We start from the raw sequence: 20,176 nt of genomic DNA on the forward strand, positions 1-20,176 counted from the left end.
ACCCAACCCGGCGGCCCTCCGGCTCCGGCACTGGCTACGCGTTTCCTGGTCACGCCCGCCCGAAGCGCTGGGGGAGAACGACGCCCTGACGGCCGCCTATGTCGAACCCGTTCCGGTCGATACCGTTCTCACCCGCGCCGCCCACCCGGGTTCTGTCCGCCTGCGCTTTCACCTCGACGACATCCCCGACCTGGTGCAGGCACTTTTCAACGCTGCCGGGGCCACCGAGCTCGCGCTCTCGCCCGCATCGTTGAACCAAGCTCACACGCCTGGCATGGCGCGGAAATGTCACCCACCTACGCAGCGTCCCTGAAGAAATCCATCGCCGCCGGCCGCTCCGGCGTCATCGAGCCCGACGCCCTGCCCGCCGAGTGCCGAGCGACCACCCGGGCGAACCTGAGCAAGCTTCAATCGCTCGAGCGTGACGCGATCGTGGAGGCGCTCGCCCTGCACGCGGGCGACAAGACTGCCTCCGCTGACAGCGTTGGGCATGTCCCGGGCACGATCCACCGCAAGATCCGCGGGTTCGGCATCGCCTATTGAGCCCCGCCTGTCCTGCCAATATCAAATTGAGACATCACCGAGCCCGGTTCTGAGGGACACTCCTGCCCCAGAGACGTTCACCCGCGTTCCGGCCAGGGTGACCAAACAGGAGAGATCGATGAGCAACCCCCACGGACTCACCACCGCAAACGGTGCACCGGTACCGGACAACTCGAACGTCGTGACCGCACGGCCCCGGGGGCCGATGCTGCAGCAACACTTCTAGGCAGTCAACCACTGCGCCGTGCCGCGTACTTGCAGCCTCACTGCGCGGTGGGTGCTCTGCGCGGTCAGTTTGACAACTGGCGCAGCTTCGAACGCAGGCTTCCCATTACAACGATCCCTCGAGCCGCGATGATTCGAGGCCGAATACCTTTCCGAGACATCAGTAGAACCAGGATTGACACCAGTGCCGACGTTTATTCTCCACGCCCTGATCGCGCTCCTGACACCCCGTGTCGAAATCAATATTTTTCATGGGCTGATCCGCCAGATGGCCCTCGCTCGGACAGAGGAACGGTGGGTACGAATGTGTGTCGAGGAACTGCAGTGCGATCGTGTCCCAGTGGTGCAGGACGCAATTGGGATGTTTCCCAGTGCTTCCCGGAGGCCACCGACCCGTCCGCACACTCACTCGAGGTGCCGAGTCCCGTTGAACACCGGCTCAATACACGGCCCATAAGGCAGAGCAGAAATGCTGCGACCACTCACCGCCCACGACTCACTAGAAGCACAGAACGATGGCATCGCCCCAGCTTTCTGTCCGTCTCCCGCGACCCCTGATGCACCTTTGGGACCGGCAATTCGACGCATTGTGCCGATCATGGATTCCGAGGTGTTCTTCCCCCGGGACGGCGAAGACCGGGGTGCTCGGATTCGCAGAGAACGGGTCGCGAAGGAGATCTGCGGGAGATGCCCGGTTCGGCAGGAATGCCGCGGCTATGCCCTGGCCAGCGGCGAAGCCTGGGGAATCCGGGGAGGCACCAACGAGATCGACCGCCGCCATCTCAACCCGACACCCACCCACCACACTCCCGCTCCACCACCAGCTCTCCGAATCTCGGCACGACATCGTCCCCCGGGAAGGCGGAACGTGTCATGACTTTGACGTTCGCCCCCTCCTGCGGCCACGTCTCGGTATGTGTGCGCCACATGCAGACGTCGGCAAGGGCCAGCGGCTGCCGGCCGAGTACGCCCTGATCGACAGGGCGAACCTGCTGACCCTCAGCGCACCGGAGATGACCGTCCTCGTGGGCGGCCTGCGTGTCCTCGGCGCGAACCACCAGCAGTCGTCTCACGGCGTCCTCACCACGAAGACGGGATCGTTGACCAACGACTTCTTCGTCAACCTGCTCGACCTGGGCACCGAGTGGGCGTCGACGTCCGAGGCGGGCATCTACGAGGGCACGGATGCCGCCACCGGCGAGGTCAAGTGGTCCGGAACCCGCAACGACCTGGTCTTCGGTTCCAACTCGGAGCTGCGTGCGCTCGCCGAGGTCTACGCCTGTGATGACGCGCAGGACAAGTTCGTCCACGACTTCATCTCTGCGTGGAACAAGGTGATGATGCTCGACCGGTTCGATATCGCCTGATCACGGCGCGATGATCGCCCCCGGGCGGATCATCCACAACCTCGTGCGGCACCCCGCGAGCTGACACCGCTCGCGGGGTGCAGTGCACTTCCTCCAGCGCATGGAGTGGCGTGTGGGGGAATCGAAAAGCATTGGTGCCCAGGTGAAACAACTTACCAAGAACGGATAGTGTCGGGTCCTCGCGTGGCCGTGCCCCGTGTGGCATGAGGCCGCCACGCTGCTCGATGGATCGGCATCGAGCAGCCGCTGCCTAAACGCCGACTCACGCAGCATCTCGTCTGGAACCACAGATCGGGAAACGGGTATCTCTCGGAATGCGGTACTGGCCTGGACCGACATCCAGGTCCAGGCGCCCAACACCGTAGGCGCACAGCCGTGCTCTTCCGCGGAGGTCGGTAATCCGTAGCATGTGCGCTGCTGAATGCGTCGTAGCCCCACCGCTCTCCCGCGCGAGCGGGTCCGGATGTGCCTCGTCGTCGGCAACCGAATTCGTCAGTGCGCGACCGCGCGGCGGGTGGGCCTGCGGTCGTCGGCGAACATGGCCTCGATCCTCGACGTGATCTCCGCGGTGCTCATGGAGCCGCTGCGCCGCAGATCGGCGACGAAGCGCCGGGGTCCTCGACGCGATGCCGAAAAGCTCAGTCGCCGAAAAGCTCAGACACCGCGCTGGCGAGGTTGACATCGGGCCCGAACGACTGGCGGGAGACGAACAACGCCCTCCGCGGTGGCCGGCGAGCCCTGCAGGTCGAGATCATCAGACGGATCCCCGGCCGCGTGCGGATTCCACGTGCGGCCCCGGGTTTGGGTAGTCGAGCGCACGTTTGCGTGGATCAACAAGCACCGCCGTTGCGTCCGCGCTTACGAGAGCCGACCCGACCACCACGAGGCCGTCATTCACGTCGCCATGATCGGCCTCATGACCCGACGCCTCGCACGGGCATGACCCACTTTCCGAATGCTTTCTGAGTCCCGTCGCCGGTAATCCGGTGCTGGCAATCGCGCTGCTCTCGGTGACCGCGTCCTGTGTCTATATCGCCCTTCCGCTGTTCTGGCAGTTGCCACTCCGATTCCTGTCTGCGGCGTTCGCAGCCGCGGGCATCGCGATGATCAACTCGGTCGGCAACCTCAGCGGGTTCGTCTGGCCCTACACGACGGGAGCGCTCAAAGCTGCTACCGGTACTTCCACCGTCGCGTTCGTCCTGGTCGCCGCCATGATGTTCATCGCGGCCATAGCCGTCATTGTTCTCGATAGGTCCCGGAAGGAGTCGGCCAGCGAGCCATCCGCGCGTGAGGAACCGGAACTCGCGCCGACCGCCCGAGCCGACCGGTAGAACCAGTCACTCACGAAGGAATCGAGGCTGGATGGTCCGGCCGGACATGCTCGGATCATCTCGCCTCCGGTGAGATGTCAAGCGAACCATCCTCCACCCGTGGCAGACCAGCCCTGGCCAACACCTATCGCCGTGCCACCAGGCAGACCGCCGCCGAGCCAATGCACGCCACGATCCGAGCGTTTGGCGGCCACCGGCAGGAGTTCACCGCCGGGACTACCATCGCGCAACAGCGGCAGACGCCACCCCTTGAGTGCCCTGCGCGTGTATTGGCAACGACCCCTATCCATCTGGTGGACGATGGCACACACAGACACACGTCTTGGTCAGAGTCGCGGGCACCGCGGCTGCTGGTCGAACCACTCGGCGGCGACTGCTCGAGTGGTCGCCGGCAAGCCCCGACGCCTCCGCCATCAAGCTCACGGCGGTCGGCTATTCGACGAGAAACTGCGTTAGTTCATCCTTGTCCTCAAGCTCCGCTGTTTGCGTGCACAACGGCAACAGTCGAACGGCAAGTTGAAAGCGAAACGATCGCTCCGGCGAGGTGAGATCCACGCCGGATGTCTTTGCTGCCTGGCGAAGCCGATAGTCCAGGGTGTTCGGGTGAATGCCGAGTTGGGATGCGGCGGCTCGCCTGTTCATTCCGAGAGTGAAGTACACATAGAGTGTGTGGACCAGATCGACTTTGCTTGTTCGTTCCGTCCCGCCAAGGCCGCCGAGCACGGTCGCAACGAACGTATCGACAGGTGTTCCTTGTCGGAACAGATCGAAGAAGCCGGTGGCCTCGTAGGTGTGCAATCCCCTTTTAGGGAAGAGAATTTCGCCGAGAGTGCGGGCCCGCTCTGCTTCGTGCACGGCCGCGGCCAGGCCCTCGGCTGTAGGCGCAGGCCTGCTCAAGCCTGCGCTGACGTCGTCCGGACCGGCCTTCGACTGACGGAGTGCCTGATTTACCAGAGCTTCGATCCCGCTCGTCGCAGCTGCGGGGACGAGGATGACTACTCCTCGGCGCGTCAGCGCCGACGTAGCGCCTGGGATCAGCCGTCGGCACGTCTGGAGGAGCTCCAGAAGGAGAGCGTCAACTGTGGTGCTTGCGCGTCGTGTCGGCCCAATCACCACTGTGACGTGCGGCTGCTCAGGATTGAGCCCGAGAGAGCGCACGGCGGCGTTGCGTTCGTCGGCGGTGTGGAAGTCGTCGGCGACAATGCGCGACAGCAGCAGGCGGGTCGCCTCCAGCTTCGAGTTCAGCAAATTGTCACGTTCGGCCAAATACGCTCGTTCGGCCTCGCTGCTCACCCAGTCGATGTAGCGAAGGGTGTAATCCGTTAACGCATGAGGGTCGAGGTCTGGCCTGCTTTCGCTGAACTTTTCCCACATGGCTCGGGCGCCGATCCTGTAGGCGCGAAGCATCCCCTCGAGTGGCACGCCCTGACGAACTCTCCTTCGCGCAGCGTCGGCTAGCGAGGCGAGCTCCTGGCTTGTCGGCTGGCTCTGGTGGGCGACGGCATGGAGGTAGATGCGCGCGTTTTGCACATTCGTTTCCACGACGTCGACTAAAACCGCTGCTGGCAGTTGTGCGTAATCCGGGTTCGCCGCACAGATCGTGTCCGTGACGTATCGACCGACGCTGTCGAAGTCCTCCGCGTCTGGTTGTGACTCTGTCACAAATACCGTCCTTCAGGGGGTGTGATGTCTCCGATGACGCCGCGCTGGGACGAGGCGAGACTTACTTTATTCACCGATCTCGTCCGAAGGCTTTCCAAGTAGGGCGGGAATCGACATAAATCTTCACCGAATCAGGAGAAGTCCATGTCGCTCACCCAGAATGTCAGCGAATCGCCGGTACACGCTGACACGATCGAGCAGAGTCTGCTGCGGGCAGTCGCCGGCACATTCGCCACAGGCATAACCATCATCACCTGCTCCACCGACGAGAAGGAGCACGGGTGTGCTGCCAATGCGGTCCTGAGTGTCAGCCTCGATCCGGCCCTGATGTTGATCTCTCTTGCGCACACCTCTCGCACCCGAGCGGCCATCGAGCAAGCCGGCTCCTTCGCAATCAACATATTGCCGGACAGTGCGGAGGGCAGTGATTTGTGCTCGCTCTTCGCCAGCCGTTCCGAGGACAAGTTCGATCAGATTTCCCACCGTAGAGGCAAGGCTGACACGCCGATCCTGAACGGTGCTCTGGGCTGGCTTGAGTGTGCCGTCGAAACCGTCCAGGTCGCGGGTGACCACACCCTTATCGTCGGTCGCGTGATCGACGCCGAGCACGGGCCAGGAGAGCCGCTGGTGTTCTTCCGCGGTCGCCACCGTCGGCTTGCGGCTTGACCACCCACCATCAATGTCCACAAACAGGAGAACTCGGATGCCGAGTACCGATGAGAACAAGAGCCAATCTGATTCAAAGATGGCTCGCCGCGCTCTGATAGCGTCGACCGCAGGCAGTGCCATCGAATGGTACGACTTCTACGTCTACGGCCTGTCCGCAGCCTTGGTCTTCAACCACCTTTTCTTTCCCTCTAGCAGCCCCTACGCCGGGACGCTCTTAGCGCTCGGGACGTTCTTCGCCGGATTCGTGGCCCGGCCAGTGGGCGCGATGATCTTTGGGCACTTCGGTGACAGCATCGGCCGCCGCGGAGTCTTGATCGTCACAACATTGCTCATGGGATTCGGTACGTTTTTCGTCGGATTGGCTCCAACCTACGACATGGTGGGGATCTGGGGCGCTGTGATCCTGGTGGCCCTGCGCGTGGTCCAGGGCATCGGCGTCGGTGGTGATTGGGGTGGCTCGGTCCTGATGGCCACCGAATGGAACTCAGCCAAGGGGAAGCGGGGTTTTATGGGAAGTCTCCCGCAATTCGGCAGCCCGCTCGGACTGATCACCGCAACCATTGTCACCGAAGCCGCCAACCGCATGATTCCCCAGGAGTCATATGAATCGTTCGGATGGCGTATTCCGTTCCTGTTCAGTTTCTTGCTCACAGGTCTCGCGCTGTTCCTGCGGTTGCGGGTAAAGGAAACGTCCTCGTTCGAGGAAGCCAAACGAGACGGCACGATCCGACAGGCACCGGTCGCTTACCTGCTGCGCCACCACTGGCGCAGAGTCCTGCAGGCGACGCTGATGCGAGCGGGCCAGCACGCGTCGTTCTACATCTTCACAACATTCGTTCTCACCTACGGCGTTACCTCGCTCGGACAGACACGGTCGTCCATGCTGCTGGCGGTGATGCTCGCCGCAGCGGTCTCGCTGGGAAGTACGTTGTTCTGGGGATCGATGTCCGACCGAATCGGTCGCAAGAGGATGCTGCAAATCGGCATCATCGTGATGTTCCTCTTCGCGTTGCCCTACTTCGGGTTGCTCAATTCCGGTATCACGGCGCTCATGGTTGCGGGGATCGTACTCTCGCTTGTCGTCCACGACATGCAGTACGGACCGCAGAGCTCGTTCATCGCTGAAAGCTTCCCTGCCGAAGTTCGCTACAGCGGCGCATCGCTCAGCTACCAGCTGTCCTCGATCACGTCAGGAGGCCCAGCTGCACTGATTGCGACGGCCTTTATGGCCACTTTCAATTCCACGCTGCCTATCGCTCTGTATCTGATGGGAATGTGTCTAATCGCTTTTCTGGCACTGTTTTTCATGCCAAGCGTTGACGACCCACAAGACATGCAGGACACACCGGTGCCGGTACGTGACCGGCAGACAGCTTCCTAACCACCCTACGAAGAAAAGGTTGACCTATGTCGACGTCACTCACCCCGGCAACCGCGCTGGCGCCGAGTTCGCCGCTGACCGCAGCAATGGAAAACAAGCTGATCCTGGGTCTCTTCCTGCCGTTGCAGGAGGGCGCATGGAGCCCGTCGTCCGCGCCCCGTGACACCACCTGGACGTACGAGTACAACGCCAAATGCGCGATTGAAGCGGAGAAGTACGGCTTCGACCTCGCCTTCGGCCTTGGACAGTGGCTCGGCAAAGGCGGCTACGGCGGCGACACGAACTTCCGTGAGCACGAGCTCGATCCGCTCATCAGCTCGGCCGCACTCGCCGCCCAAACCTCGAAGCTGATGCTGATCAGCACCGTGCATGTTCTCTACGGTTGGCATCCGGTCCATCTCGCGAAGTACGGCGCATGCATCGACCACATCTCCGGCGGTCGCTGGGGCCTAAACGTCGTGACCGGCTACAAGCCCAGCGAGTACCGGATGTTCGGGCTCGACCCGATCGAGCACGACCTGCGCTACTCCATGGCGGCCGAATTCACCGACATGATGGAAATGCTCTGGGCGAGCGATGACAACGTGACGATGCAGGGCAAGCACTGGTCCATGCAGGACGCGCACATTTTGCCCAAGCCTGTCCACGGGCGTCCGGTCATGGTCAATGCCGCGTCCTCACCGGCTGGTCTCGAATACGCAGCGCAATACTCAGATCTGATTTTCATCACCAGCCCTGGTGGTGCGGATCCTAACCGGGCCGTCGAGACTCTGCCCGCACACAACAAGAAGATCAAGGACCTTGCCCGGGCACACGGTCGCGACGTTCGCACTGTAATCAACCCGCACGTCATTTGCCGCGAGACCGAGAAGGAAGCGTGGGCGGCATATCACGCCATCCTCGAGAACGAGGACCCCATCGCCGCGGACAATTTCGTCGCCGGGTTCACGGGCGGGGACAACACGTCCTGGCGTGGCCACAGTCGCGCACAGTGGGTAGTCGGCGGCAACGTCCACCTGGTAGGTACCCCCGAGCAGATCGTCGAGTGGTTCGTGAAACTGAACGACGCTGGTTGCGATGGCATGCAGGTGAACTTCTACGACTACCTGCCTGATCTGAAGATCTTTGGTGAGAAGGTCATGCCCCTGATGATCGAGGCCGGATTGCGGAAGGCAGGTGCGTGATGCAAACCAACACGGCCGAAGCCCCCTTCGCAGGGCTACGCGTGCTCGAATTCGGGCAGATAGCTGCAGGCCCATTCACCGGATCTCTGCTCGCCGATTTGGGAGCGGACGTCGTCAAAATCGAGCGCGCCGGTGACGGCGATGGCATGCGCCAGTGGCCCCCGTTAATGGATGCACCCGACGGACCGTCCCGCTACAGCGGCAACTTCGCATCCATCAACCGCAACAAGCGCAGCGTCGCATTCGATCTGAAATCGCCCGATGACAAAGCCTCGGTCCTCGAACTTGCCCGCACGGCCGATGTCGTCGTCGAGAATTTTCGTGCTGGAACACTAGATCGTCTCGGCCTAGGCTACGATGTGCTCGCCGACACCAACCCGAAGATCGTCTACTGCTCGATCTCCGGGTACGGCCAGATCGGACCCTATTCCCGGCGAGGCGCATTCGACGTCACCGTACAAGCCATCTCCGGGCTAATGAGCATCACCGGCGATGAACACGGCGATCCGGTAAAATGTGGAGTACCCGTTGGCGACTTCGTTGCCGGTCTTTACGCCGCATACACGATCGCAGCCACCGTGCATCGCGCGACACGTACCGGAATAGGCGGGCGAATCGACTGCTCGATGCTCGGCACACTACTCGGGATCTCGGCGCTACAGACCAGCGAGTATTTCGGCAGCGGTCGAGACCCACGCCGGCTGGGCTCAGCGCACCCCCGCAATGCGCCTTACCGAGCATTCCGTGCCGCAGACAAGAGCTTTGTGGTGGCAGCTGGAAACCACGACTTGTGGAAGCGATTCTGCGACGTCGTCGAGATGCCCCAACTGGTGAGCGACGAACGATTCCGAACCCAGGAGTTGCGGGCCCGCAACCAGGACACACTCACGCATGTACTCGCTGTCCGCTTTTTGGAAAAGAAGGCAGCAGCGTGGCTGATCACCTTCGAGGGGGCGGGTGTGCCTTGCGCGCCGATCAACACCTTCTCCGAAATCCTCGACGACCCACATGTCGCAGCGATGGGACTGGTTAAACCGCTGCGTCTGCCCAACGGAGTCACGACCGACACCATTAGCTTTCCTGTGCCGATCACAGGTCACGAAACAGAACTACGGACCCCTCCCATGCTGGGAGAACACAACGACGAAGTAATGAAGGAGTGGCTCGATGAACGTTGCGATCGATGATTCCAAAATGACTGGCGATGTGCGCGTCGAACGATCCCGAGAGGTCGTCACCGTAACGATCGACCGGCCAGGACGGGCGAACTCGCTCGACGCGGCCACAGTCGAACAACTCCTGGAGGTGCTCGAGAACGTGAGCGCCGAAGACACCCGGGTACTTGTACTGCGAAGCGAAGGCCGCCATTTTTGTGGTGGCTTCGACATGGAGGGTGTTCTGGACGGCTCTGAGGGAGACCTGCTACTCCGCTTCGTCCGAATCGAACAACTACTCCAACGGCTGCGCCGGGCACCGTTTCTCACCGTCGCCTGTGTGAGCGGGAAAGCGGTCGGGGCCGGCGCCGACATCGTCGCTGCCTGCGGTTACCGACTGCTGGATCCGGGAACCTCGATGAGACTTCCGGGATTCAGGTTCGGGGTGGCCCTCGGTACTCGACATCTTGCCGCGATCGTCGGATCCCACGTGGCCCGAGATCTCCTCTTGGAGTCTCGCGATGTAGATGCCTCGACAGCCTTGCGATTAGGGCTTGCGACCGTCATTGTTCCGCGCGAGCACCAGCAGGCAGAGGTAGAGAAGATCGTCGCAGCCACAACTGGTCTCGATACGCCATCGGTGACCATGGTGCTCAACCGTACTTCGATCGCGTCGGACGCAGACGACGCTGCCGACATGGCGACGCTAGTGACCTCGCTGACCAGGCCAGGTCTGCGCAGACGGCTTGCTCACTACTTGGACGGTGCTCGTGGGTAAGAGTTCATTCCTCGCAGCAGGGTGCCTTCGCGGCAGTTGATCGGCCTGAGCCGACATACCGAGCCGATGTGGAGTGTCTGAATCACGATGACACGGCGACGCAGACACTCCACACCGGACAGACAGCAGTCAGCAGCATCAACCGTGCGGCAGAGCGTGGCGATGAACCGAGGAGGCCACGATGACGTTAGAGGAATGGGCGCCCGCATGTCGTTGCCATGTTGGACTGCCCATATCGGCCGCCTTGCGGTCCCGACTCGTCCGTGCCTCGAGTAGATCCACCTCGTTGTCCCCCCGGGCAGGTGGATTGACCCATCAACAGTCGAGGCGGTAACCAAACACGACAACGGCACTCGGCGTTCCTTCCCACACGATCCCACCCACGCCACGGCTCAGGCGTCATTGGTCCAGTGTCCCCACACGCAGTACGGAGTATGAGATGAAATCACGCGTCGCAATCGGCGTTGCTGTGCAGGCAATAGCGGAAGGCCGCATGGTCTTGGTCGCCGACGACGAGGACAGGGAGAACGAGGGAGACCTCGTGATGGCGGCCGAACACCTCGATACCGACGACATGACATTCCTCCTTCGCCATGGCAGCGGAATCGTATGCACACCGATGTCGAACGAGATCGCAGATCGCCTCAAGTTGGACTTCATGGTGGAAGTCAATACTGACAACCACGGCACCGCTTTCACGGTCACGGTCGATGCTAACGGAGCGGGAACGGGCATCTCGGCGAAAGACCGTACAAGAACAGTCCACTCTCTTGCCTCACCAGACACCCGTCCCGAAGATCTGCGGCGTCCCGGTCACGTGTTCCCGTTACGCGCTCGGCCGGGGGGTGTCCTGGAACGCGATGGGCATACCGAGGCGTCCGTCGACCTGGTGCGGATGGCCGGTTGCCGTGAGGTTGCGGTGATAACTGAGCTTGTTGCCGACAATGGTGTCCCTATGTCCGGGCAGACCCTCGCCGCATTCGCGGTCGAACACAACATCCCCATGATCACGATCGCTGACCTCATCGCGCATCGCCGGAACACCGAGACGACCGTCAGATTCGGTGGCTCAGCTAATCTCCCAACCGATTACGGCCACTTCGAGGTACGTTCCTACCTGTCAACCGCAGACGGCGTCGAGCACCTGGTCCTCACTCACGGTGATATCAAAGAGGTCGCACTAGGGTCCAGCGGTCTGTTGACGCGGATCCACAGCGAGTGTTTGACCGGGGATCTCATTCGATCCCGCCGATGCGATTGTGGCCACCAGCTCGACGCAGCGCTCCAGGCCATCGTCGCGGAAGAGGTCGGTGTGCTGATCTACATGCGGGGGCATGAAGGACGTGGCATCGGACTCGGTCGCAAGCTGTCTGCATATGCTCTACAAGAGGCTGGATGCGACACCGTTGAAGCCAACCTACGGTTGGGCCTTCCCGTAGACAGCCGCGATTTCAGTGTGGCCGCAGCGATACTTCAGGACCTCGGAGTCGACAAGATCCGGCTGATCACCAATAACCCGAACAAGGTGGAGGCAGTACGGTCCGGCGGAATACAAGTCGCCGAACGGGTCGAGCTGCCCCCGGCCGTGACCCCGGACAATCTGAGCTACCTGCGCACTAAGCGAGACCGCATGGGCCACCTTCTCGACCTTCCCCGGGCATTGCCCTCATAGAAGCCGAGACGGGTATTCTGGTGCGTTCCCAATCACGGTGCAAGGCTAGCAGTTGCGCCTGGGCCGCCGTGAAGCCTGCTGTGAGAAGGGATCCGAAATCCCAACGGCGACGTCGCCTGCCCGGAGCCACCACAACGTACCCCAAGCAAAGTGAACCAAACGGCGTCATTCGCCTCTACCCAGTCTCGGAGCCGACGCATGCCACGGACCAAGAACGAGCGCCTTCGCTCAATAACCCAGATGATGAAAGGGAAAGTGCTCGACGCTGCCTCCACCGTGGACGCTCTGCAGCGTGTGCTCGAACCAGGAGACCGGGTCGCTCTCGAAGGTAACAACCAAAAGCAAGCAGATTACCTGTCTCGGTCACTCGCACAGGTAAGTACCCGTCGCATCCACGATCTTCACATGGTGATGCCGTGTATCACGCGCCAGGAACATCTTGATCTGTTCGAGTCGGGGCTCGCACGCCGCGCGGATTTTGCATACTGCGGACCAATGTCACAGAAGGTTGCACGAGCGATTACTGAGGAAACGCTTCAGACGAACGCAATCCAAACTTACCTTGAGCTGTATGCACGGATGTACCTCGATCTGGCCCCCCAGGTGGCGTTGGTGGCCGCGGAAATGGCCGACACTGATGGCAATCTCTACACGGGCGCCAACACGGAAGAAACGCCGGTAATCGTGGAGGCCAACGCGTTTCGCGGAGGTGTAGTGATCGCACAAGTGAACAAAATCGTCAATACCGCGGACCTGCCCCGCGTCGATATACCCGGCTCGTGGGTAGATGTCGTAGTCGAGGCCGACCGCCCCTATCACCTCGAGGCGCTGTTCACCCGGGACCCTGCAAAGATCACCGACACGCAGGTATTGATGGCGATGGCCGCCATCCGCGGAGTGTACGAGCGCCATTCGGTGACGTCTTTGAACCATGGCATCGGATACAACACGGCAGCGATCGAATTACTTCTTCCGACATACGGTGAGTCATTAGGGCTGAGAGGAAAAATCTGTCTCGACTGGGCCGTCAATCCCCACCCCACACTCATTCCTGCGATCGAGACCGGCTGGGTGAGATCCGTGATGCCGTTCGGCGGGGAGGTCGGAATGAACGACTACGTCAATGCCCGGCCCACGGTCTTCCCCGTTGGAGCGGACGGCACACTGCGTTCGAATCGAATGGCCGCTCAAACGGTAGGACTCTACGGCACTGACATGTTCATCGGTTCGACGCTGCAAATAGACTCCCTTGGGAACTCCTCGACTGTGACCGCCGGCCGGGTCACGGGATTCGGCGGAGCCCCGAACCTTGGGAACAACCCTGGAGGGAGACGGCACAGCTCACCAGCATGGGCTAGCATGGCCGAATCAAACGACGGCCGCGGGCGCAAGCTGGTTGTACAGATAGTGCAGACCCAAAGCAGCAAAGGCGTTCCACATTTCGTCGAGTCACTAGACGCCGTACAGGTAGGTCGCGAGGCAGGGTTCGATGCTGCACCGATAATGATTTATGGTGACGACATCACTCACATTGTCACCGAACAAGGTGTCGCCTACCTGCACAAGGCCAGAGATCTCGAAGAGCGGAAAGCTGCCGTGTCCTGGGCAGCTGGAGCGACGCCGCTCGCGTTGTCCCGAGATCGATTGAGAGATGAGCAGATGCGGCGGGACGGTCTTATCGCAGCCCCCGAGGACATCGGTGTCAATCGAGGAGATGCGAGCAGAAAGCTACTGGCCGCGCAAACATTCGACGATCTCGTCACCTGGTCGGACGGTCTGTACCTCCCGCCCGTCAGGAGGGTGTAGATGTGTCAGCAGTCAGTACCGCCATCGTCCCGATAGTCCTGCTTCTCGTACTCGGTCTCACCCTGCGACGTCACGTGTTGACCGACACCGCGTTCTGGCGCGGACTCGAGTCCCTGACCTACTTCGTGTTCACCCCGGCACTATTCGTGCACTCGCTCGCCGACGTCGACCTCACCACGGTGCCGGTCCTGCCGATCGCCGCCGCGGTAATCGTCCCGGTCGCGGGCATGACCGGTATCCTGATCGTGTGCCGGCGCCCGCTTCGCCTCGACGGCCCGGCACTGACGTCGATGATCCAGGGCAGCACACGCCTCAACACCTATATCGGCCTGAGTCTCGTGTTCGCGCTGCACGGCCAGGACGGGGTGGCGACATTCGCACTCGCCGCCGCGGTGATGGTGCCGACGGTCAACATCGTGTGTGTGACCGCGCTGTCCGTCTTCGGTGACCAGGACAGTCAAGCAAGCCGTGTCCCCCTGGTACGGGCGTTGGGCACCAACCCTCTGGTCTTGGGATGCCTCGCGGGATTGCTGCTTAATCTGCTCGCTGTGAGGCTTCCCGCGTACGCCGCATCGACGATCTCGACGCTTACGGCACCGACCCTGGCCTGCGGAACCTTGGTTGCTGGCGCGTCCGTAGAGGCTGGCCTGCGACGCACGGACCTCCCGCACGTGGCACTCGCGTCGATCCTCAAACTCGGGGCCCTCCCGCTCGCTGCGGTCGGCATCGGCGCTCTGCTCGGTGTCCGCGGCGTCGCGCTCGACAGCGTCATCATCATCTGCGCGGTACCCACGGCGCCGTCCGCGTACATCCTCGCCACACGGATGGGCGGCAATGCTCAACTGATGGGTTCGATCACCGCTGTGCAGACGATCCTTGCGCTCGCGACTCTGCCGCTCATCCTGACTGCGCTCGGGACCTGACCCGACCATGCTGTTGCGCCGGTAACCGCAATGGCAGGCGGTGCGCAACGGGCGAGCGGAGTATGTCAAGCGAGCCCCCGGAAGCGGCGACGAGTGCCGCCCCGCTCATGACAATTTCACGGTTGGGATGGCACATTCCGCACACCATGCCGGGCGGCATCGCAGTTTGCAAGCCCTCGATTGTCAGGAGGTGAAACTATCGGTTCAGCGCCCGGAAAACGGACTCACGGCGACCAGGCGACGGCCAGTAATCCGGATTGTCGGGCACCACGGCTACCATCACGACATAGAAAACAGGTGCGAGCGCCGCGCTCGCAAGTCCGCTGGCAGTAACGGCGCCAGCAAGTGCGATCCGCCAAGTCTCGATCTTGGGTACCACGAGTAAGTCGGAGATCTGGGCCCGGCGCGCAACGGTATCCAAACCGAAATGAATGTGAGGTATGGAGTTCTCAACGACCAGTATCTGGATTGGTCAGTCACCCTTACGCCCGACGCGGCGACCGCGACGAGTTCTGGCGTACCCAGAAGCAGCTCGAGCGCCGCAAGATCGAGTCGGTAGCGATCACCCCTACAGCGATTCAAAGGCAGACCTTCGACGTCGACACCCCGAGATGCAGGCGCAGCGCGATCCGCTCGGACACCAACGCCGCCAGCCGATGCGTGGCTGAGCGCCACCAGATCGGCATTGTGATGGCGGCCGGCGCCGACCGGACCGTCCTGGACATGTTGCCACCGCGCCCGTGAGGGCCGGCCGAGCCCGGAGTGGGTTTCGACGGGCGGATGGGGGTGTCTCCGGGAGCGAAGTTGTGATGGTGGGTGCGGGCGGCGTCGGCTGCGAGGCCGAGCGGCCTGCGGGTGTGGTCGGAGAATCTCTCCGAAGCATTTCGTCCTAGATGGTTGATTCCTTGAAGGCGTGTCGTTGCGGGGGTGGTAGGCGGAGGGTTTCCAAGATCAAAGCGTGACCAAAGAACTGGAAACCCTCCTGACCGAACTCTATGTCCTCATCGATGATCATGTCGTCGAACCCCGCTCCGGGCGGGGCCGGCGACCCGCGCTCTCCGATGCCGAACTGCTGACTCTGGCGGTGGCCCAGGTGCTGCTCGGATTCCACTGCGAGCGCCGCTGGATCCGGCACGCCCATCACGACACCGAGTTGCGCGCAATGTTCCCCTACCTTCCCGGCCAGTCGGGGTACCACATACGGCTCAAATCTGCACGAGGGTTGCTGTGCAAGGTGATTCGTGTTCTCGCCGAGGTCACCCCGTCGTGGTTCGACGACCTGTGGATCACCGACGCCACCCCGGTACCGTGCGGGATGTCCCGGGAGACGGTGAAACGCTCGGATCTGGCCGGGCACGCAGGGTACGGCTACTGTGCCTCCCACTCGCGGTACTACTGGGGCCTGAAGCTGTACCTGGTCTGCGCCGGCGACGGGATGCCCATTCATGTGGTGCTTGGCGCACCCGAAGATCGGCGAACGCGACGTCGTCGCGGCACTGCTGGACCGCAACCACCACCTGATCCGTTCCGGGCAGGTGCTGCTCGCCGACAAGGGCTTCTCGGGCAAAGAGTTCGCCGCCACCACCGCGGCGATGGGTCTTCGCCTATTACGGCCGGACCGCAAGGACGAAACCTACAAGAACGGCAACCTGGGCGGGGTGCGGCAGTGGATCGAATCGGTCGACCACACCTTGAAAGGGCAGCTTGGCCTGGAGGAACACGGCGGCCGCACCACCCATGGGGTCTTCACCCGCGTCGCCCAACGCCTGCTCGCGATGGCTGCTGGGATCTGGCACAACTGGAACACCGGCACCCCCGCCAAGCGATCATTGATCGCCTATGACCACTGACTCCGTCCAAGGAATCAACCATCTAGGCAATCGCCACAGCGCGACGCGAAACTGATACTGCTGGATGCACTGCTGGCTCATCCTGGGACTCAGCGTCGGGGGTGTTCATAGGTCTTGATGAGGTCCTTGGTCGCCGCGAAGGCTGGACTCCACGGCGAGCCACGGATCGGAAACACGGGGGACGAGTTGGACCTCATTCCCCTCGCGGGGTTATGACGTGTAAGGACAAGACATGTTTGACTCATCGTAATCAGGACACAGTCGACAGGTCACCGCTTTCGGAGACCGTGGCGCGTGCCTTCAGCTCAGCCGCTCGAATCCGATTCCGCCGTTGCCGCCCGTGTGTCCGTGGAGATCCGACGACGCGCCGTCACCGAGGTGCGTGACGGCGCACCCATCGTCGACGTTGCCGAACGGTTCGGGGTCACCCGGCAAACGGTCACCACATGGCGTAAACGATACGAAACCGCAGGCCTCGATGGACTGTCCGAGATCTCGCGCCGACCCCATTCGAGCCCGAGACGTATCTCGCCCGACGTCGAGGCCCTGATCTGCGAGATGCGCCGTCACCACCGACGGTGGGGAGCGCGGCGCATCGCCTACGAATTGCACCGGGAAATCGGTGATCGTGCCCCGTCCCGCTCGACGATCCACCGAGTCCTGGTGCGCAACGGGCTCGTCAATCAACAAGAACAGCAACACAAACGAGTCTACAAGCGGTGGGAGCGAGAAGCGCCGATGCACCTGTGGTCGCTCTGGTTCCGTAGCTGGTACGCCACGTTGACGCGGGTAACCAGGCCGGCGACCAGATTGGCGAATACCACTTCGGGTACGTCGAATCCGACCATCAACATGACCGGAGTCGCGATGAGTGCGGTTCCGAAGCCGGTGGCGCCTCCGATGATCGAGGCGATGCCGATACACAGGGCGCCCACGAGGAGCAGCGTCATCGCGACTCCCTTCCCATTCGGGCAGCACACTCGCGCACAGGTGTGATGCTCAGGTGGCCAGGGATTGACCGCACTCACGAGCGACGTCAGCTCGATGTCGATGCTGCTGCATCCGCGCGAGAGCATTCAATGAGGACATGCCTTGCAGGATCGGTCCCAACGCTATCGCGCCCCTGAGCGGCTGGGCAATCTTGTAGCCGATGTTCCCGGTATCGACATTGGGGAAGACCAAGACATTCGCCCGGTCGGCGACTCGCGAACCGGGCGCTTTGGACGCGCCGATCTCGGCGACCAGGGTGGCATCGAATTGCAGATCTCCGTCCACGTGCAACTGTGGGTCCCGGACGCGCACCAATTCCGCGGCCTCGCGGGCTTCGCCACTCGCCGATGGCTGGGCGCTGCCTGCTCAACGACAATCGCAGCGATCGGAGTCTGCTCGGGGAGCTGAAGTGGGTGGCGCTGGCGGCCAGCGCGATGTCGACCAGTTCGTCGACCGTGGGGTCGGGTACGACGGCGCAGTCGGAGAACGTCCGCTGCCGGCCGTCCGGTAACAGCATCAGGATCGAGCTGGGAAGGGTGGTCGAACCCGGTGCGAGCCCGACGATGCGCAGCCCGGCCCGCAGCACGTTGGACGTCGGCCTGCTCGCACCCGCGACGCAGGCATCGACCACTCCGGCGCGCATAGCCGCCGCGGCGAGGCACACCGGGTCGGACAGAGCCGACTCGATCCGGTCGCGATACCTGGCGAACCCCGATTCGACGGCGTCGCGGATCGCGGTATCGATGGCCGCCTCGGCGATGTCGACGACGAGTTCCTCGGCCAAGGGGATACCCGCGACCTCGGTGATACGCCCGATGACGTCCCGCCGCCCGAACAGACGGGGGGAAACGACACATTCGTGGTGCAGATCGTGGGTTGCACGTCTGTCGACCGTGGCCGCCACGAGCATCGGGTCGCCCTGTCAGCGAAGCGTCCGGGGAGTAAGCCGCGATGGCTGTGGAATCGATGAGTACGTCTGATACCGAAGCGATGGGTCTGGACCGCGACGACGTTCACCTCGACGACTCGCTCCTGATCGTGCGGCGCTCAAAGTTCGACAAGTCCCGGCAGGTTCCGTTGCACCAGACCACCACTGATGCGCTTGAGGACTACGCACGCCGACGTGATGATCTGTGCCCGCACCCGGCCGTGCCGTGTTTCTTCCTCTCCGGCGCCGGCACGCGACTCAACCACACCAACGTGAGCAAGACCTTCGCCGGCCTCCTCGCCGCCGCCGGCGTCGTGGCGCCACTGGGTCGGCGTCGCCCCCGACCCTACGACCTACGCCACAGTTTTGCTGTCGCGACGTTGGTCGCCTGGTATGCCGACGACGTCGCCGTGCCGGCGCGGCTACCGGCACTGTCCACTTACCTGGGGCGGATTCAACCGGTCGTCGCAACACTGTGTCGTGGGGGCGAGTGTAGTTGTTCGGCAAAGACTTCCGCTGGGGAATTCCAACGGTGGATCTTTCGGGGGCGGTTGTTGAGCGCGTCGGCGACCGCATAGAGTTCGCGACGACCGTATCGGGACAGATCAGTTCCATTCGGGAAGTACTGCCGCAGCAGTCCATTGGTGTTCTCATTCGTTCCGCGCTGCCATTGACTGTAGGGATCGCAGAAGTAGACGCGGATACCGGTTGAGGCGGTCAGCTCGGCATGCCGCGCCAGTTCCCTTCCCCGATCCCATGTCACGGATCTGCGTAGGTGCTCGGGCAATGGTGTCAGCGTCGCGGCGGGCGCATGTCGAGGTATGCATTTCCGATCACCTCGGTGGTGTCGGCGTGGCGAGCCTGCAGGGCGCTGGGCAACACGATGTGAGTGGCACCGCACACGTTGCGGGTGCACAGTCACGGTGACGGTGCCCGGCGAGCGGACGGTGCGGGCACGCCCGGACCCCCACTTGGCCACGCTGCCTCGGCGCCGCGGGCAGCGCATGGCACCCGCAGCGTGATAGGCATCGGCCTTCTCGGGCCGGCGATTGACGATCACTGACGATGGCTCCGCTCATGGTGGGACCAGTCTTGACTACCACACCAGATCACGCCAGTGGCCAGTTCGTGTTGGTAGCAGCGCTTCTCACGACATGACGTCACACCGGATGCCGACGAGGCCGCCTCCGTCACCACGCAGTCGTCGGTCAGCGCTCCGCGCAACGGCAACGATCTGGATCCTCGTTCTTCGAATTCACCTTCCGATTCAATCGACGCAGGTCACGAACTCGCGGGATGCTGTTCTACCGGTTGCTGCAGCAGAGCGTCAACACCGATCCCTACCCTCTCGCCGAGCTCATCGGCGGCACCGCAGCCGGCCACCATGTCGAGCATGGGGACGTGGACCCCTTGTCCAGCAATGCAGTCGGCGAATTCTGATCAATCAGTCCACTTAAGCAGATAAGCAGGACGTGCGTCGGATGATCGACTTCCACAACAGCCAAGTCGAGGACTACGCCGCATACTGCATGGCGCCGTCTGCCTCGTCGATCCGCCGACACGTTCGACGTGGAGGGGAAGCGCGCGTACGCCCCACCGACGCGTTGCGGAACCTGTACGCGCTGCTGGTGCGGGCGGGTGTGGTCGAGATCGTCGACTGAACCGGCCGGGTGCGAGCAGCGGTTGCTGTTTCGGCGGAACGGCGATGGGTAG

General features: G+C 62.5%; 17 protein-coding genes and 7 pseudogenes. 18 read left to right on the top strand and 6 right to left on the bottom strand.

What is annotated here, in order from left to right; translation table 11 throughout:
* The first annotated feature begins 285 nt into the window (after positions 1-285).
* The 4 genes and pseudogenes from OYT95_RS43870 (at position 286) to OYT95_RS43890 (ending at position 3,466) form a co-directional block, all read left to right on the top strand.
* The gene (locus OYT95_RS43870; RefSeq protein WP_268792708.1) at positions 286-543 is read left to right on the top strand and encodes a hypothetical protein; all 258 of its coding nucleotides are present in this window, start codon (positions 286-288) and stop codon (positions 541-543) included.
* An 823-nt stretch (positions 544-1,366) separates the two neighbouring features.
* Positions 1,367-1,645: a WhiB family transcriptional regulator gene (locus tag OYT95_RS43875; protein WP_268792709.1), complete on the top strand. Its 279-nt coding sequence runs from the start codon at positions 1,367-1,369 to the stop codon at positions 1,643-1,645.
* A gap of 58 nt (positions 1,646-1,703) precedes the next feature.
* A pseudogene (locus OYT95_RS43880) lies at positions 1,704-2,135 on the top strand (peroxidase family protein); the annotation flags it as partial.
* Between the two features lie 986 nt (positions 2,136-3,121).
* Positions 3,122-3,466: a hypothetical protein gene (locus tag OYT95_RS43890; RefSeq protein WP_268792711.1), complete on the top strand. Its 345-nt coding sequence runs from the start codon at positions 3,122-3,124 to the stop codon at positions 3,464-3,466.
* Between the two features lie 432 nt (positions 3,467-3,898).
* On the opposite strand, the gene OYT95_RS43895 is transcribed toward OYT95_RS43890, so the two are convergent.
* Positions 3,899-5,128 (bottom strand): PucR family transcriptional regulator, encoded by a 1,230-nt coding sequence (locus OYT95_RS43895; protein WP_268792712.1) that lies wholly within the window; start codon positions 5,126-5,128, stop codon positions 3,899-3,901.
* A 144-nt stretch (positions 5,129-5,272) separates the two neighbouring features.
* Here OYT95_RS43895 and OYT95_RS43900 point away from each other — a divergent pair, with 144 nt between their 5' ends.
* The 10 genes and pseudogenes from OYT95_RS43900 (at position 5,273) to OYT95_RS43945 (ending at position 16,545) form a co-directional block, all read left to right on the top strand.
* Complete coding sequence (locus OYT95_RS43900; RefSeq protein ID WP_268792713.1) at positions 5,273-5,794, top strand: flavin reductase family protein; 522 nt, start codon at positions 5,273-5,275, stop codon at positions 5,792-5,794.
* Between the two features lie 37 nt (positions 5,795-5,831).
* On the top strand, positions 5,832-7,178 hold the full coding sequence (locus OYT95_RS43905) for an MFS transporter (RefSeq protein WP_268792714.1): 1,347 nt from the start codon (positions 5,832-5,834) through the stop codon (positions 7,176-7,178).
* A gap of 26 nt (positions 7,179-7,204) precedes the next feature.
* Complete coding sequence (locus OYT95_RS43910) at positions 7,205-8,362, top strand: LLM class flavin-dependent oxidoreductase (RefSeq protein WP_268792715.1); 1,158 nt, start codon at positions 7,205-7,207, stop codon at positions 8,360-8,362.
* Positions 8,362-9,549 (top strand): CaiB/BaiF CoA transferase family protein, encoded by a 1,188-nt coding sequence (locus OYT95_RS43915; protein ID WP_268793263.1) that lies wholly within the window; start codon positions 8,362-8,364, stop codon positions 9,547-9,549. The genes OYT95_RS43910 and OYT95_RS43915 overlap by 1 nt, the downstream gene beginning before the upstream one ends.
* Entirely contained in the window at positions 9,530-10,294 is a 765-nt protein-coding gene (locus OYT95_RS43920; protein ID WP_268792716.1) for an enoyl-CoA hydratase/isomerase family protein, read from the top strand. Before OYT95_RS43915 ends, OYT95_RS43920 begins: the two co-directional genes overlap by 20 nt.
* A 439-nt stretch (positions 10,295-10,733) precedes the next feature.
* Positions 10,734-11,966 carry a GTP cyclohydrolase II gene (gene ribA / locus OYT95_RS43925; protein WP_268792717.1) on the top strand — a complete coding sequence of 411 codons (1,233 nt, stop codon included), beginning with the start codon at positions 10,734-10,736 and terminating at the stop codon, positions 11,964-11,966.
* Positions 11,967-12,164: 198 nt separating this feature from the next.
* Complete coding sequence (mdcA, locus tag OYT95_RS43930; RefSeq protein WP_268792718.1) at positions 12,165-13,772, top strand: malonate decarboxylase subunit alpha; 1,608 nt, start codon at positions 12,165-12,167, stop codon at positions 13,770-13,772.
* 2 nt (positions 13,773-13,774) lie between these two features.
* The gene (locus tag OYT95_RS43935; RefSeq protein ID WP_268792719.1) at positions 13,775-14,695 is read left to right on the top strand and encodes an AEC family transporter; all 921 of its coding nucleotides are present in this window, start codon (positions 13,775-13,777) and stop codon (positions 14,693-14,695) included.
* 468 nt (positions 14,696-15,163) lie between these two features.
* The gene (locus OYT95_RS43940) at positions 15,164-15,439 is read left to right on the top strand and encodes a hypothetical protein (protein ID WP_268792720.1); all 276 of its coding nucleotides are present in this window, start codon (positions 15,164-15,166) and stop codon (positions 15,437-15,439) included.
* Between the two features lie 214 nt (positions 15,440-15,653).
* Positions 15,654-16,545: pseudogene (locus OYT95_RS43945) on the top strand (IS982 family transposase).
* A gap of 300 nt (positions 16,546-16,845) precedes the next feature.
* Here the strand turns inward: OYT95_RS43945 and OYT95_RS43950 are convergent.
* Positions 16,846-16,980 (bottom strand): hypothetical protein, encoded by a 135-nt coding sequence (locus OYT95_RS43950; RefSeq protein WP_268793307.1) that lies wholly within the window; start codon positions 16,978-16,980, stop codon positions 16,846-16,848.
* On the opposite strand from OYT95_RS43950, the pseudogene OYT95_RS43955 reads away from it, so the two are divergent.
* Positions 16,924-17,196, top strand: a pseudogene (locus tag OYT95_RS43955) (helix-turn-helix domain-containing protein); the annotation flags it as partial. The gene OYT95_RS43950 and the pseudogene OYT95_RS43955 sit on opposite strands and share 57 nt — an antisense overlap.
* A 110-nt stretch (positions 17,197-17,306) precedes the next feature.
* On the opposite strand, the pseudogene OYT95_RS43960 reads toward OYT95_RS43955, so the two are convergent.
* The 3 genes and pseudogenes from OYT95_RS43960 to OYT95_RS44600 all read right to left on the bottom strand — a co-directional run.
* Positions 17,307-17,495, bottom strand: a pseudogene (locus OYT95_RS43960) (sulfite exporter TauE/SafE family protein); the annotation flags it as partial.
* Between the two features lie 49 nt (positions 17,496-17,544).
* Positions 17,545-17,847, bottom strand: a complete 303-nt coding sequence (locus tag OYT95_RS43965; RefSeq protein WP_268793264.1) for a phosphate acyltransferase — start codon at positions 17,845-17,847, stop codon at positions 17,545-17,547.
* 160 nt (positions 17,848-18,007) lie between these two features.
* A pseudogene (locus tag OYT95_RS44600) lies at positions 18,008-18,445 on the bottom strand (phosphate acyltransferase); the annotation flags it as partial.
* A gap of 80 nt (positions 18,446-18,525) precedes the next feature.
* On the opposite strand from OYT95_RS44600, the gene OYT95_RS43975 reads away from it, so the two are divergent.
* On the top strand, positions 18,526-19,041 hold the full coding sequence (locus OYT95_RS43975; RefSeq protein WP_268793265.1) for a tyrosine-type recombinase/integrase: 516 nt from the start codon (positions 18,526-18,528) through the stop codon (positions 19,039-19,041).
* On the opposite strand, the pseudogene OYT95_RS43980 reads toward OYT95_RS43975, so the two are convergent.
* Positions 18,927-19,262, bottom strand: a pseudogene (locus OYT95_RS43980) (IS30 family transposase); the annotation flags it as partial. The gene OYT95_RS43975 and the pseudogene OYT95_RS43980 sit on opposite strands and share 115 nt — an antisense overlap.
* 452 nt (positions 19,263-19,714) lie before the next feature.
* On the opposite strand from OYT95_RS43980, the pseudogene OYT95_RS43985 reads away from it, so the two are divergent.
* Together OYT95_RS43985 and OYT95_RS43990 are read left to right on the top strand one after the other, a co-directional pair.
* Positions 19,715-19,903 (top strand): annotated as a pseudogene (locus OYT95_RS43985) (IS1595 family transposase); the annotation flags it as partial.
* 41 nt (positions 19,904-19,944) lie between these two features.
* Positions 19,945-20,124 (top strand): hypothetical protein, encoded by a 180-nt coding sequence (locus tag OYT95_RS43990; protein ID WP_268792721.1) that lies wholly within the window; start codon positions 19,945-19,947, stop codon positions 20,122-20,124.
* The last annotated feature ends 52 nt before the right edge of the window (positions 20,125-20,176 follow it).

Source organism: Rhodococcus sp. JS3073 (genome assembly GCF_026810085.1).
Taxonomy (GTDB): domain Bacteria; phylum Actinomycetota; class Actinomycetes; order Mycobacteriales; family Mycobacteriaceae; genus Rhodococcus_F; species Rhodococcus_F wratislaviensis.

What these genes read in the sequence shown, in the direction of transcription:
- OYT95_RS43870 (WP_268792708.1), top strand. Translation starts at nt 286, where the DNA reads ATGTCACCCACCTACGCAGCGTCCCTGAAGAAATCCATCGCCGCCGGC.
- OYT95_RS43875 (WP_268792709.1), top strand. Translation starts at nt 1,367, where the DNA reads ATGGATTCCGAGGTGTTCTTCCCCCGGGACGGCGAAGACCGGGGTGCT.
- OYT95_RS43900 (WP_268792713.1), top strand. Translation starts at nt 5,273, where the DNA reads ATGTCGCTCACCCAGAATGTCAGCGAATCGCCGGTACACGCTGACACG.
- OYT95_RS43905 (WP_268792714.1), top strand. Translation starts at nt 5,832, where the DNA reads ATGCCGAGTACCGATGAGAACAAGAGCCAATCTGATTCAAAGATGGCT.
- OYT95_RS43910 (WP_268792715.1), top strand. Translation starts at nt 7,205, where the DNA reads ATGTCGACGTCACTCACCCCGGCAACCGCGCTGGCGCCGAGTTCGCCG.
- OYT95_RS43915 (WP_268793263.1), top strand. Translation starts at nt 8,362, where the DNA reads ATGCAAACCAACACGGCCGAAGCCCCCTTCGCAGGGCTACGCGTGCTC.
- OYT95_RS43920 (WP_268792716.1), top strand. Translation starts at nt 9,530, where the DNA reads ATGAACGTTGCGATCGATGATTCCAAAATGACTGGCGATGTGCGCGTC.
- ribA (WP_268792717.1), top strand. Translation starts at nt 10,734, where the DNA reads ATGAAATCACGCGTCGCAATCGGCGTTGCTGTGCAGGCAATAGCGGAA.
- mdcA (WP_268792718.1), top strand. Translation starts at nt 12,165, where the DNA reads ATGCCACGGACCAAGAACGAGCGCCTTCGCTCAATAACCCAGATGATG.
- OYT95_RS43975 (WP_268793265.1), top strand. Translation starts at nt 18,526, where the DNA reads ATGGGTCTGGACCGCGACGACGTTCACCTCGACGACTCGCTCCTGATC.
- OYT95_RS43990 (WP_268792721.1), top strand. Translation starts at nt 19,945, where the DNA reads ATGATCGACTTCCACAACAGCCAAGTCGAGGACTACGCCGCATACTGC.